This window comes from Streptomyces xanthophaeus (assembly GCF_030440515.1).
In the GTDB taxonomy this organism is placed as follows: domain Bacteria; phylum Actinomycetota; class Actinomycetes; order Streptomycetales; family Streptomycetaceae; genus Streptomyces; species Streptomyces kutzneri.
Genome location: NZ_CP076543.1, coordinates 6735001 through 6747403, shown reverse-complemented (window position 1 = coordinate 6747403; position 12403 = coordinate 6735001). Strand labels below are relative to the sequence as shown.

Here is a 12403-nt window from a genome sequence, read left to right as displayed (position 1 = left end):
TTTCACCGTCGGTGAGGAGGGGGACCGGCACTGCGCGCCCGGTACCCGCCCTGCTTTCCAGAGTGGCCTCGTCCGTGCGGTACGTATGCCTGAGAGATTCCGGGGAGGATTTGCTCCTTCGGCGCCTCCGTCTTGCTCACTCGGAGGACTCTCCCGCACAGGGTCGACAGCCGTTCACCAGCGTACCAGCGAGGATCTGGACCCTCCCCGAGTGGCCTCCGCTGCAGATATGCACTTCTGTAGTCATTACGGAGCAGTTGCGACCTTTTGGAGGGACCGTGCAGACCGACATCGATCCGCGCAGCCTGATCGGCCGCAAGGCGTTCGACCGCAATGGCACCAAGATCGGCACGATCGACGAGGTCTACCTCGACGATGCCACGGGCGTCCCGGAGTGGGCCGCGGTCCGGACGGGGCTCTTCAGCCGGGACGCCTTCGTCCCGCTGGAGCCGAGCGAGCTGGTGGGTGACACCCTGCGGGTGCCCTTCGAACGCGCCCTCATCAGGGACGCCCCGGACTTCGGTGTCGGGCGCCACCTCTCCCCCGAACAGGAGCTGCAGCTCTACCACCACTACGGACTGGACACGACCCTGCCGTCGGACTTCAACCGCGACTTCGGCCGCCTGGCGGGCGACGAGAGCTAGGCCGTCTCTTCCTGATCCGGGCCGGCCCCCACGAGCGGCAGCGGATCGGACGGCTCCAGCTCGGGGTCGTCCACCCGGAAGGTCCGCACCCGGCCGGGCTCCGATCCGGGCTGCTCGAACCGCACGGTCACCCGCCCGACGCCGCTGCCCTGCACCCATCCGGGCCCGTACACGGCATGCCGTACGTCGCTCCCGGCCGTCCAGCGCCGTTCGGGTGCCTGCTCCGGCTCCCCGGGCGGCCCAGCGGCCTCCTGGGCACCGTCGGCCGCCGTGCGCGCGGCACCGGCCGCCACCGCATCCCCTCCGGCTCCGTCCGTCCCGTCCGTCCCGTCCGTCCCGTCCGCTCCGTTGGTCCCTTCCGCCCTGTCCGCGCCGTCGGCCCTGTCCGCCCCGTCCGGCTCAGCGGCGAGCGACTGCGCGAACAGGTCCTCCTGCGTGTAGTCCGCCAGCCCGCTCACCCCCACTCCCAGCAGCCGCACCCCACCCGTGGTGTCCACGCCCTCCAGCAGCCGCGCCGCCGCCTCACGCACCACCGCCGGGTCGTCCGTGGGCCCCCGCAGGGTCTCGGACCGGGTCAGCGTGGAGAAGTCGTACCGCCTCACCTTGAGCACGATCGTGCGCCCCGAGTGCCCCGAGCCCCGCAGCCGCTGCACGCACCGGTCGGCGAGCCGCTGCACCTCGCCGCGGATCCGTACCCGGTCGTGCAGGTCCACGTCGAAGGTGTCCTCGACGGACACCGACTTCGCGTCCCGCTCCGCGACCACCGGCCGGTCGTCCAGCCCGAGCGCCATCCGGTACAGCCCGGCCCCGGCCGAGCGGCCGACCATCCGGACCAGCTCGTCCTCCCCGGCCTCCGCCAGCTCCCCCACCGTGGTGATCCCGGCCCGCCGCAGGTGCTCGCCCGTGGCCGGACCCACCCCGGGCAGCGTCCGTACCGACATCGGCGCGAGCAGCTCGCGCTCCGTCCCCGGCTCGATCAGCAGCAGTCCGGCCGGCTTGGCCTCCTCGGAGGCCACCTTGGCCAGCATCTTCGACCCGGCCAGCCCCACCGACCCGCTGAGCCCCGTCGCGGCCCGGATGTCGGCCCGCAGCCGCTCCCCCGTCTCCCGCGCGCTGAGCGAGTCGAAGGCCACCCCGCCCGCCTCCAGGTCCACGAAGGCCTCGTCCAGGCTCAGGGGCTCCACCAGGGGCGACAGTTCCCGCAGCATGGCCATCACCACGTCGCTGACCTGCCGGTAGAGGCTGAAGCGGGGGATCAGGTACGCGCCGTTCGGACAGAGCCGCCGGGCCTGCCCCATGGGCATCGCGGAGTGCACCCCGAACCGCCTGGCCTCGTACGAGGCCGTGGCGACGACCCCGCGCGGCCCGAGGCCTCCGACGATGACGGCCTTGCCCCGCAGGCTCGGCTTCGACGCCTGCTCCACGGAGGCGTAGAAGGCGTCCATGTCCAGGTGCAGGATGGTCGGCGCGGCTCTCACAGCCCGATGCTGCCCTACGCCACTGACAATGCCCCGGCCCGGGTCAGACGGCCCGGTTGCGGCGGGCGGCCAGCTCGTCCGCCGGGTTGTGCCGCACCAGGGTCTCGCCGGTGTCCACGCGCTCCCCGTGCAGCTGCGACAGCGCGCTCTCGACGTCGCGCCACACCACGCCCACAGCAATGCCGAAAACGCCCTGACCGCCCTGGAGCAGGCTCACGACCTGGTCCGGCGAGGTGCACTCGTACACGGTGGCGCCGTCGCTCATCAGAGTCATCCGTTCGAGGTCCGAGAACCCGCGGTCCTGCAGGTGCTGGACCGCCGTGCGGATGTTCTGCAGCGCCACCCCGGTGTCCAGGAAGCGCTTGACGATCTTGAGGACCACGACGTCGCGGAAGCTGTAGAGCCGCTGCGTCCCCGTCCCGTGGACGGCCCGCACACTGGGCTCCACCAGCCCGGTCCGGGCCCAGTAGTCGAGCTGCCGGTAGGTGATGCCGGCCGCGGCGCAGGCCGTCGGCCCGCGGTAGCCGATCTGCTCGGGCTCCGGGTCTGCGCCCACCGGTCCGACCGGCGTCGACTCCGGCTGACGGCGCGCGGACCCGACCGCACCGCCGCGCAGCGGGTACGGCCCAGCCTCACTCCGTACGGGGGTGCCCCCGGTCGTACCGTCGCCCGTGATCCTCACGCCGACCCTCCGTCCTTGACCTGCCCACCTCGAAGGTAGGCAGTCACCAGGGGTGCGTCAACGATCGCCACACTCGGCACGCCGAGTGATAATCACCCTGAGAGTGGTTTCCCGTATCCCTTTACGGGGAAAGGCTAATCGAATGGCCTGAAGATCTCCGAGGACGACGCGGCCGACACCTCACTGCGGGCCGGTGCCGAAGTCCTCCGGTGAGATCTGATCGAGGAACTCGCGGAACTTCTCCACCTCGTCCTCCTGCTCGTCCGGAATGGCGATTCCGGCGTCGTCCAGCACGCCGTCACTGCCGTAGATCGGCGTCCCCGTCCGCAGGGCGAGGGCTATGGCGTCGGAAGGACGCGCACTCACCTCGACCCCGCTGGCGAAGACGAGCTCCGCGTAGAAGACGCCCTCCCGCAGATCCGTGATCCGGACCTCGGTGAGCTCCTCGCCGATCGCCTCCAGCACGTCCTTGAACAGGTCGTGCGTCAGCGGTCGGGCAGGGGCCATCCCCTGCTGCGCGAAGGCAATGGCGGTCGCCTCCCCTGGACCGATCCAGATGGGGAGGTACCGGTCGCCTCCCACTTCACGCAGGAGCACGATCGGTTGGTTGGAGGGCATTTCCACCCGGACACCCACAACGTCGAGCTCGTTCACACAGCAACCCTAGGACCTGCTCGGCAGGTTTGGGTAGTCGGGCCCCCCACCTCAGGGCAGCCGGACCCCGAGAGCGGTCTGTACGAGCGCCTCGTGGAGCCGTACGGAAAGCCCCGCGAGCTCCTTGAGGGTGGCCTCCGCGTGAGCCCTGGTCTGCGGGTTGCGGTGCCTGCGCAGCGGTGCCACGACCTGCTCCACCAGCCCCGCCTCGCGGTCCGCGGCGGCCTTCATCGCACGCAGGTGCCGCGGCTCCAGCCCGAAACGGCCCAGGTCGGCCACCAGCCGGGCCACCGTGACCGCCTCGGCGTCGAATCCGCCGTCCGTGCCCTCGGCGAGCAGCCCGTACGACTCCCACTCGACCAGCTGCACCTCGTCCACGCCGGCGGCCGCGAGCAGCTCGGCGCGGCCCACCCGGGCCACGGTGGGGCGTTCCCGCCCCACTTCGCCGTAGACGGCCGTCCCTCCGGCGGGCTCGGCGGAGTCCCCGTGCGCGGTGGGCGCCGGGATGCGGATCTGCTCCCCGCGGGCGAGCGCGTCGAGCTGCTCGCGGATGACCTTCAGCGGCAGGTAGTGGTCACGCTGCAGACGCAGGATCCGAGCGAGCCGCTCCACGTCGTCCGTGCTGAACTTGCGGTATCCCGAAGGTGTGCGCCGGGGCTCGACGAGCCCCTCCGCCTCCAGGAAGCGGATCTTCGAGATGGTGACTTCGGGGAACTCGTCACGCAGCGTGGTGAGCACCGTGCCGATGCTCACCAGCCGCCCGGCCGGGCCGGCGGTACCGGCGGTGCCACTTCGCGGGGCACCGCCGGTCGGGGTACGCAGCATGGAACCTTCCCTAAAAGGGTCAGATGCCCCGCAGGCTCGCGTAGAAGACCAGCCGGTACTTGCCGATCTGCACCTCGTCGCCGTTCTGCAGGGCGACGGAGTCGATCGGTTCACGGTTCACGTACGTGCCGTTGAGGCTGCCGACATCGGCGACGGTGAAGCCGCCCTCCTGGCTCCTGCGGAACTCGACATGGCGCCGGGAGACGGTGACGTCGTCCAGGAAGATGTCGCTCTGCGGGTGGCGGCCGGCCGTGGTCAGCTCACCGTCCAGCAGGAAACGGCTCCCGGAGTTGGGACCGCGCCGCACGATGAGCAGAGCGGAACCGGGGGGCAGCGCTTCCACCGCGGCCTGCGCCTCGGGGGACAGCGAGGAGGACGACACGTGCGGTTGTCCCGACACCTCGGCCTCGTAGGCCTCGAGGCCCGAGATCGAGATCGTGGACGTGGTCTCCGAGGCACGCTCCGGCGTCAGACCCGCCCGCAGCGGCGCACCGCAGTTCGAGCAGAACCGACTGGCCGCATCGCTGCGGTGTCCGCACCTGCTGCAAATCTGCTCGGCCGACATGGACGGCTCCTCGCGCCGCGGATGCCCCGCGGATGCATTGGTGGCATACGGGTCGGGGGCAAACCCTCCACCCGCACTTGAGGTTGATGGTTCACCGAAACCTATGCGTCCGGTACCAGCAGGGTCAACAGCCGACGCGCCGGGGGCACCGGAAACATCACCCGCTCCGGCGACCTCGTCGCGGAAGAGCGGCCGGTCGCCCTGCCCTTCCACGTCCCCGTGCCCGGCGCGGTGCCGTGCCGCGCCGCCTTCCTCACGGTTCTTCTTGCCGAACAACTTCTCAAACAACTTCACGGGCGATTCCCCTTGACCTAAACAGACCCGCCCGTGGGGCAGGACGAACTCCGAATGCAGACACCTGCCGACCCGGACATTCTCACAACGTCCGTAACCACCAGACAGTTTCCACCACGCACCGCGACTTCGGTGCGCCGACCCCCCGCAGGCATCCGCCCGCGTGGGACGCTCCACTCATCACTCCGCATCATCACGATGACGACCGAGCGTAGTCAGGCTGCTTCGCAGCCCGCAAGGCATCCACAACGATCTTCGCCGACCGTGTGACGGCGACGGTGGCCTGCTCCTTCTCCAGCGTCTGGACGACACCGCCCGGAATGTTCAGCGCGGGCTCCAGATCCTGGGGCTTGCCGATCACCTTGAACTCATAGGGTTGAGTGATCTTCTTACCGTCGATGGCGACCCCGCCGTCCTCGTCCGAGAAGTACGAGCCCGCCACGATGCGCACCCCGTTGATCTGGATCGCCTCGGCCCCGGCCGCCCGCAGCTCCTGGAGCGTGTCCAGCAGCTGGTCGGACTGCACCTGGCCCGTGGGATCCGTGATCTTCAGTGTGATGCCCGGTCCCTGGGCTGCCACCGTACCGGCCAGGATGCCGAGTTGGCGTTCCTTCTCGACGGTCTGCTTGCGGGCCTCCTCGGCCTGGTTGGAGCTGGTCTCCAGCTCCTTGCGCTGGTCCTCCAGCTGCTGCTTCTCGTCCTCCAGGCGCTTGGTCCGCCCGTCGAGCTCGTCGAGGATGCGTACGAGGTCCTCCTGGCGGGCCCCGCGCAGCGCGCTGGAGTCGCTGTTGGAGCGGACCTGGATGGCCAGACCCAGCCCCAGGACGAACAGCAGCAGCGCCACGATCAGTTGGGCCCGGCTCACCCGCGGCGGCCACAGCCCGGCCGCGAGCCGCTGCCGGCCGGTCTCCTCGGGCGGCCCCGGCGCCTCCTCGGGCTGCTCCGACGGCTCCGGCGACTGCACGGGCTGCGAGGGCTCGGGCGACTGCGGCGGTTCCGAGGACTGCGGAGACCGCAGGGACTCCGGAGGCTGTTGGGGCTCGGGAGACTTCGGAGGCTGTTGGGGCTCGGGAGACTTCGGGGACTCAGGAGACTTCGGAGGCTCCGGCGGACGGCCCGCGCCTCCCGGCTCCTCGGGGCTGTCGTTCGTACTCATCGGCCTCACGCCCGGAACACGTGCCGGCGGATGGCCGCGGCGTTGGAGAAGATGCGGATACCGAGGACCACGACCACACCCGTGGACAGCTGCGAGCCGACCCCGAGCTTGTCACCGAGGAAGACGATCAGCGCGGCCACGACCACGTTCGACAGGAACGACACCACGAAGACCTTGTCCACGAAGATGCCGTCCAGCATCGCGCGGAGGCCGCCGAACACCGCGTCCAGCGCCGCCACCACGGCGATCGGCAGATATGGCTCCACCACAGCCGGTACTTCGGGCCGGACCAGAAGTCCGGCCACCACTCCGGCCAAGAGGCCCAGTACCGCGATCACGATGCACCCTTCTGCTGCTCTGCCGGTGTAGCTGTACGTACGGTCAGGCTCGACGCGGCCGGCAGCCGCAGGTCGTCCGCCGGGGACAGGGCGTAACGGATCCCGTAGCTCTCCTGCAGCACGTGCAGGTACTGTCCGTCCGCCGAGTCCTGGAAGGCCGTGCCGAGCCGTTTCTTGTCCCCCACCGCCAGCACTTCGTACGGCGGCACGAGCGGCCTGTTGTCGACCAGTATCGCGTCACCCGCGGCTCTGATCGCCGAGAGCTCCGTCAGCCGCTGTCCGTTGATGGAGATGGCTTCCGCCCCGGACTGCCAGAGCCCGTTGACGATCTTCTGCATGTCCCGGTCCCGGAGCCGGCCGGTGTCCGAGAAGCCGGAGCTCTCGCGCGGTTTGCCACCGCCGCCCGACGAGGCACCCTTCGCGTCGTCCACCACCAGTTTGATCCCCGGCCCGCGGACCTCCGTGGCACCCGCCAGCAGGGCCACGAGCTCGCCCTGGCCCCCGCCGGGCTGCTTCAGCGCCGCACGCTGGCGCGCCGCGACATCGGTCCTGAGGCGGTCGACGTCACGCTCCAGGCCGTGCACGCGGTCGTCCGCCCGCTCGACCCGGTCGATCAGTTCCTGACGCTCCTTGGCCAGCACCGGCGCCGCTATCCGCGCCTCGGCCGCACCGAGCGTGACGACCATGGCGGTCACGACGAGCCCGGCCGCGAGCCCCAGTTTGGCCTTGAGGGTCCGCGGCAGACCTGCCGTTCCCTCCGCCTCGCGCCGGGCCGCGGCCTCCGCGTAGCCCTCGTCGAGACTGTGGTCCATCACGTGCGTCAGCAGCGACATGGAAGCGTCCGGGCGCGCGGGCACAGGAGACGCCGGAGTCCGGTTGTGGGGCGGCTGCGACATGCCGCACATCGTCGCATGTCGGCAGCGCACTCACCCAATGCGTCCATCCGGTGGGCCGGGCCGGCACTCCCCGCACCCGGACCACCGGACTTCCGCCTACGTCATCGCACGCCGGGCCCTCACTGCCCGGCGCTCTCCACGACGGCCGCCCACTCGTCCAGCAGGGCCTGCGCGGTGCCGTCGTCGGGGCCCTCGGCCCACAGGTGGGTGACCGCTTCCGCCGGGTCCGGCAGGACCAGCGCCCACCGTCCGTCGGCCTCGACCACCCGCACCCCGTCGGTGGTGTCCACCTGCCGGTCTCCGGCCACCTCCACGACCCGCCGCATGACGAGCCCCTTCACCGCCCACGGCGTCGAGACGTCCCGCCTGAGCACGTGGGCCCGCGGAATCCGGGCGTCGATCTGGCTCAGCGTGAGCTGCGTACGCGCCACCAGCCCGAGCAGTTGCACGAAGGCCGCCGAACCGTCGAAGACGCTGCCGAACTCGGGAACGATGAAGCCGCCCCGGCCGTCTCCTCCGAAGATGGTGTTCTCCGCGCGCCCCACCCGGGTCAGGTCGTCGGGCGAGGTCGTCGTCCACTCGACCTGCGTCCCGTGGTAGGCCGCCACCTGCTCGGCCACCCTCGTCGTGGTCACCGGCAGCGCGACCTTGCCGCTGCGCTTCTCCGCGGCCACCAGGTCGAGCATCACCAGCAGCGCCCGGTCGTCCTCGATGATCCGCCCGCGCTCGTCCACCAGCGAGATCCGCTCGCCCACGGGGTCGAACCGTACGCCGAAGGCCGCCCGCGCCGAGGCCACGATCTCCCCCAGCCGCACCAGCCCGGCGCGCCGGGACTCCCTGGTCTCCGTCGGCCTGGACTCGTCGAGCCCGGGATTGATCGTCAGCGCGTCCACACCGAGCCGCCCCAGCAGGCTGGGCAGAACGAGCCCCGCGCTTCCGTTCGAGGCGTCCACGACCACCTTGAGCCCGGCGTCGGCGATGCCGGTGGTGTCCACCCGCCGCAGCAGCGAGCCGGTGTAGGCGTCGAAGACACTGCCCGGGAACTGCAGGTCTCCGATCTCTCCGGGGAACGCCCGCCGGTACTCCTGGCGCGCGTACACCCGGTCCAGCTTGCGCTGCCCCTGCAGCGAGAGGTCCGCTCCCCGCTCGTCCAGGAACATGATGTCCACGGAGTCCGGAACACCCGGCGAGGTCCGCAGCACGATCCCGCCGGCACTGCCGCGCGCGGTCTGCTGCCGCGCCACCGGCAGCGGTACGTTCTCCAGGTCCCGTACGTTGATGGCGCTGGCCTGGAGTGCGGAGATCACGGCCCGCTTGAGCGCCCTGGCGCCTCGCGAGTGGTCACGGGCCGTGGTGACGGTCGCCCCCTTCTTCAGGGTCGTGGCATACGCGCCGGCGAGCCGGACCACCACCTCGGGAGTGATCTCCACGTTCAGGATCCCGGAGACCCCACGCGCGCCGAACAGGTGCGCCTGGCCGCGGGACTCCCAGATCACCGACTCGTTGACGAAGGCGCCGGCCTCGATGGTCTTGAAGGGGTAGACCCGTACGTTCCCCTGAACGATCGATTCCTCACCGACGAGACACTCGTCGCCGATGACGGCCCCGTCCTCGATCCGCGCGGCCCGCATGATGTCGGTGTTCTTGCCGATGACGCAGCCGCGGAGATTGCTGTGGGGCCCGATGTACACGTTGTCGTGGACCACGGCCCGGTGCAGGAAGGCCCCGCTCTTCACGACGACGTTCGACCCGATGACGGTGTGCTCGCGGATCTCGGCACCGGCCTCGACCTTGGCGTAGTCGCCGATGTACAGCGGCCCGCGCAGCACCGCGTCGGGGCTCACCTCGGCCCCTTCGGCGATCCACACCCCCGGTGAGATCTCGAAGCCGTCCATCTCGATCTGGACCTTGCCCTCGAGCACGTCGGCCTGCGCCTTGACGTAGCTCTCGTGCGTGCCGACGTCCTCCCAGTAGCCCTCGGCGACATAGCCGAAGATGGGCCGGCCTTCCTTCATCAGCTGGGGGAAGACATCACCGGACCAGTCGACGGAGACGTCCGGATCCACGTAATTGAAGACCTCCGGCTCCATGACGTAGATGCCGGTGTTGACCGTGTCCGAGAACACCTGCCCCCAGGTCGGCTTCTCCAGGAACCGCTCGACCTTGCCCTCCTCGTCCACGATCGTGATGCCGAATTCCAGCGGGTTCGGCACCCGGGTCAGGCACACCGTGACCAGGGCGCCCTTCTCCTTGTGGAAGCGGATCAGATCGGTGAGGTCGAAGTCGGTGAGCGCATCGCCGGAAATGACGACGAAGGCATCGTCCTTCAGGGCCTCCTCGGCATTCTTCACACTGCCGGCGGTCCCGAGTGGCTTCTCCTCATGGGCGTAGGTGAGCTCCATTCCGAGCTCTTCGCCATCCCCGAAATAGTTCTTGACGAGTGACGCCAGGAACTGCACGGTGACCACGGTCTCGCTGAGCCCATGCCGCTTGAGCAGCCGGAGCACATGCTCCATGATCGGCCGGTTGGCCACCGGCAGGAGCGGCTTGGGCATGCTCGAGGTCATGGGGCGAAGACGCGTGCCTTCGCCACCGGCCATCACGACGGCCTTCATGTCGGAAGAGTCCTCCTTGGGAGACGACAGTCGTGCCGACCCTCGCCCGTCTCGGTCGGTGACTTCGCAACTCCTCCGCGTCATCCGGCGCCGGGCGGGCTCAATCGGCCGTGGTGTCAGCCTTCACCAGACGGCGGACTTGAACCACGTAAAGGATTCCTGCCCACCAATAGAGGGTTGTACCCCATACAGCGAACGCCCATCCGAAAACTGCGGCCAACCAGGCCAACCAGCCGCTTCCGTCACTGAGCAGCAGCAAGGGAAACGCGTACATCAGGTTGAAGGTGGCGGCCTTGCCGAGGAAGTTGACCTGCGGCGGCGGATATCCGTGACGGCGCAGGATCCACACCATGACCAGCAACATCAGCTCGCGCGCCAGCAACGCTCCGGTGAGCCACAGCGGCAGAAGCTCGCGATAAGTCAGACCGAAGAGCGTCGACAGGATGTATAGCCGGTCCGCGGCAGGATCGAGCAGCCGGCCGAGCTTGCTGATCTGATTCCAGCGCCGCGCGAGCTTCCCGTCGAGGTAGTCGCTGATCCCGCTGAGCATGAGGACGGCCAGGGCCCACCCGTCGTACTCCGCGAGGATGAGCCACAAGAACAGGGGCACGCCGGCGAGGCGAGCCATGCTCAGGATGTTCGGAATGGTGAAAATTCGGTCAGTCTGAACCCGAGTCTCCTGGACCTCCACCCGGGGGCCTCCACTGTGACTGTAGAAATGTGGTCGTTCGATGCCCCTTGACCCTACAGGAGTCCGCACACGTGTCCTGAACGCAGAAAAGCCCCGCACCGAACCCTTAACGGGCTGGTGCGGGGCTTTCCCACAATGATTGTTCGGCGGCGTCCTACTCTCCCACAGGGTCCCCCCTGCAGTACCATCGGCGCTGAAAGGCTTAGCTTCCGGGTTCGGAATGTAACCGGGCGTTTCCCTAACGCTATGACCACCGAAACACTATGAAATTTGAACGCTGGCATGAACACAGCTGTTCGTTATTTCAGAACTAACACAGTGGACGCGAGCAACTGAGGACAAGCCCTCGGCCTATTAGTACCAGTCAGCTTCACCCGTTACCGGGCTTCCACATCTGGCCTATCAACCCAGTCGTCTACTGGGAGCCTTACCCTCTCAAGGAGGTGGGAATACTCATCTTGAAGCAGGCTTCCCGCTTAGATGCTTTCAGCGGTTATCCCTCCCGAACGTAGCCAACCAGCCATGCCCTTGGCAGGACAACTGGCACACCAGAGGTTCGTCCGTCCCGGTCCTCTCGTACTAGGGACAGCCCTTCTCAATATTCCTACGCGCACAGCGGATAGGGACCGAACTGTCTCACGACGTTCTAAACCCAGCTCGCGTACCGCTTTAATGGGCGAACAGCCCAACCCTTGGGACCGACTCCAGCCCCAGGATGCGACGAGCCGACATCGAGGTGCCAAACCATCCCGTCGATATGGACTCTTGGGGAAGATCAGCCTGTTATCCCCGGGGTACCTTTTATCCGTTGAGCGACGGCGCTTCCACAAGCCACCGCCGGATCACTAGTCCCGACTTTCGTCCCTGCTCGACCCGTCGGTCTCACAGTCAAGCTCCCTTGTGCACTTACACTCAACACCTGATTGCCAACCAGGCTGAGGGAACCTTTGGGCGCCTCCGTTACCCTTTGGGAGGCAACCGCCCCAGTTAAACTACCCATCAGACACTGTCCCTGATCCGGATCACGGACCGAGGTTAGACATCCAGCACGACCAGAGTGGTATTTCAACGGCGACTCCACAACCACTGGCGTGGCTGCTTCAAAGTCTCCCACCTATCCTACACAAGCCGAACCGAACACCAATATCAAACTGTAGTAAAGGTCCCGGGGTCTTTCCGTCCTGCTGCGCGAAACGAGCATCTTTACTCGTAGTGCAATTTCACCGGGCCTATGGTTGAGACAGTCGAGAAGTCGTTACGCCATTCGTGCAGGTCGGAACTTACCCGACAAGGAATTTCGCTACCTTAGGATGGTTATAGTTACCACCGCCGTTTACTGGCGCTTAAGTTCTCAGCTTCGCAACCCCGAAAGGTCACTAACCGGTCCCCTTAACGTTCCAGCACCGGGCAGGCGTCAGTCCGTATACATCGCCTTACGGCTTCGCACGGACCTGTGTTTTTAGTAAACAGTCGCTTCTCGCTGGTCTCTGCGGCCACCCCCAGCTCACGGAGCAAGTCCGATCACCAGTGATGGCCCCCCTTCTCCCGAAGTTACGGGGGCATTT

General features: G+C 68.0%; 11 protein-coding genes, 2 rRNA genes and 1 riboswitch (1 of these 14 cut by a window edge). Of the genes, 1 reads left to right on the top strand and 12 read right to left on the bottom strand.

Annotated elements, in window-relative coordinates; translation table 11 throughout:
* Nucleotides 1-67 precede the first annotated feature (67 nt).
* Nucleotides 68-166, bottom strand: a riboswitch (glycine riboswitch).
* A gap of 112 nt (nucleotides 167-278) precedes the next feature.
* Nucleotides 279-644, top strand: a complete 366-nt coding sequence (locus KO717_RS30190) for a PRC-barrel domain-containing protein (protein WP_189746224.1) — start codon at nucleotides 279-281, stop codon at nucleotides 642-644.
* Here the strand turns inward: KO717_RS30190 and KO717_RS30185 are convergent.
* The 12 genes from KO717_RS30185 to KO717_RS30130 form a co-directional block, all read right to left on the bottom strand.
* Nucleotides 641-2122, bottom strand: a complete 1482-nt coding sequence (locus tag KO717_RS30185; RefSeq protein ID WP_301372527.1) for a DNA polymerase IV — start codon at nucleotides 2120-2122, stop codon at nucleotides 641-643. The genes KO717_RS30190 and KO717_RS30185 overlap by 4 nt on opposite strands.
* A gap of 43 nt (nucleotides 2123-2165) precedes the next feature.
* Nucleotides 2166-2804, bottom strand: a complete 639-nt coding sequence (locus KO717_RS30180) for a MerR family transcriptional regulator (RefSeq protein WP_301372526.1) — start codon at nucleotides 2802-2804, stop codon at nucleotides 2166-2168.
* Nucleotides 2805-2984: 180 nt separating this feature from the next.
* Nucleotides 2985-3458, bottom strand: a complete 474-nt coding sequence (locus tag KO717_RS30175; protein ID WP_030009777.1) for a bifunctional nuclease family protein — start codon at nucleotides 3456-3458, stop codon at nucleotides 2985-2987.
* 51 nt (nucleotides 3459-3509) lie between these two features.
* Entirely contained in the window at nucleotides 3510-4283 is a 774-nt protein-coding gene (gene ftsR / locus KO717_RS30170; RefSeq protein WP_301372523.1) for a transcriptional regulator FtsR, read from the bottom strand.
* A 19-nt stretch (nucleotides 4284-4302) separates the two neighbouring features.
* On the bottom strand, nucleotides 4303-5250 hold the full coding sequence (locus tag KO717_RS30165; protein WP_301374854.1) for an FHA domain-containing protein: 948 nt from the start codon (nucleotides 5248-5250) through the stop codon (nucleotides 4303-4305).
* 85 nt (nucleotides 5251-5335) lie between these two features.
* Nucleotides 5336-6298 (bottom strand): DUF881 domain-containing protein, encoded by a 963-nt coding sequence (locus tag KO717_RS30160; RefSeq protein ID WP_301372522.1) that lies wholly within the window; start codon nucleotides 6296-6298, stop codon nucleotides 5336-5338.
* 5 nt (nucleotides 6299-6303) lie between these two features.
* Nucleotides 6304-6636: a small basic family protein gene (locus tag KO717_RS30155; protein WP_030010496.1), complete on the bottom strand. Its 333-nt coding sequence runs from the start codon at nucleotides 6634-6636 to the stop codon at nucleotides 6304-6306.
* The gene (locus KO717_RS30150; protein WP_301372521.1) at nucleotides 6633-7541 is read right to left on the bottom strand and encodes a DUF881 domain-containing protein; all 909 of its coding nucleotides are present in this window, start codon (nucleotides 7539-7541) and stop codon (nucleotides 6633-6635) included. Before KO717_RS30150 ends, KO717_RS30155 begins: the two co-directional genes overlap by 4 nt.
* A 110-nt stretch (nucleotides 7542-7651) precedes the next feature.
* Complete coding sequence (locus KO717_RS30145) at nucleotides 7652-10147, bottom strand: mannose-1-phosphate guanyltransferase (RefSeq protein WP_301372520.1); 2496 nt, start codon at nucleotides 10145-10147, stop codon at nucleotides 7652-7654.
* 100 nt (nucleotides 10148-10247) lie between these two features.
* On the bottom strand, nucleotides 10248-10838 hold the full coding sequence (locus KO717_RS30140) for a CDP-alcohol phosphatidyltransferase family protein (protein ID WP_301372519.1): 591 nt from the start codon (nucleotides 10836-10838) through the stop codon (nucleotides 10248-10250).
* 141 nt (nucleotides 10839-10979) lie between these two features.
* Nucleotides 10980-11096, bottom strand: a 5S ribosomal RNA gene (rrf, locus tag KO717_RS30135).
* Between the two features lie 76 nt (nucleotides 11097-11172).
* A 23S ribosomal RNA gene (locus tag KO717_RS30130) occupies nucleotides 11173-12403 on the bottom strand (it continues 1892 nt past the right edge of the window).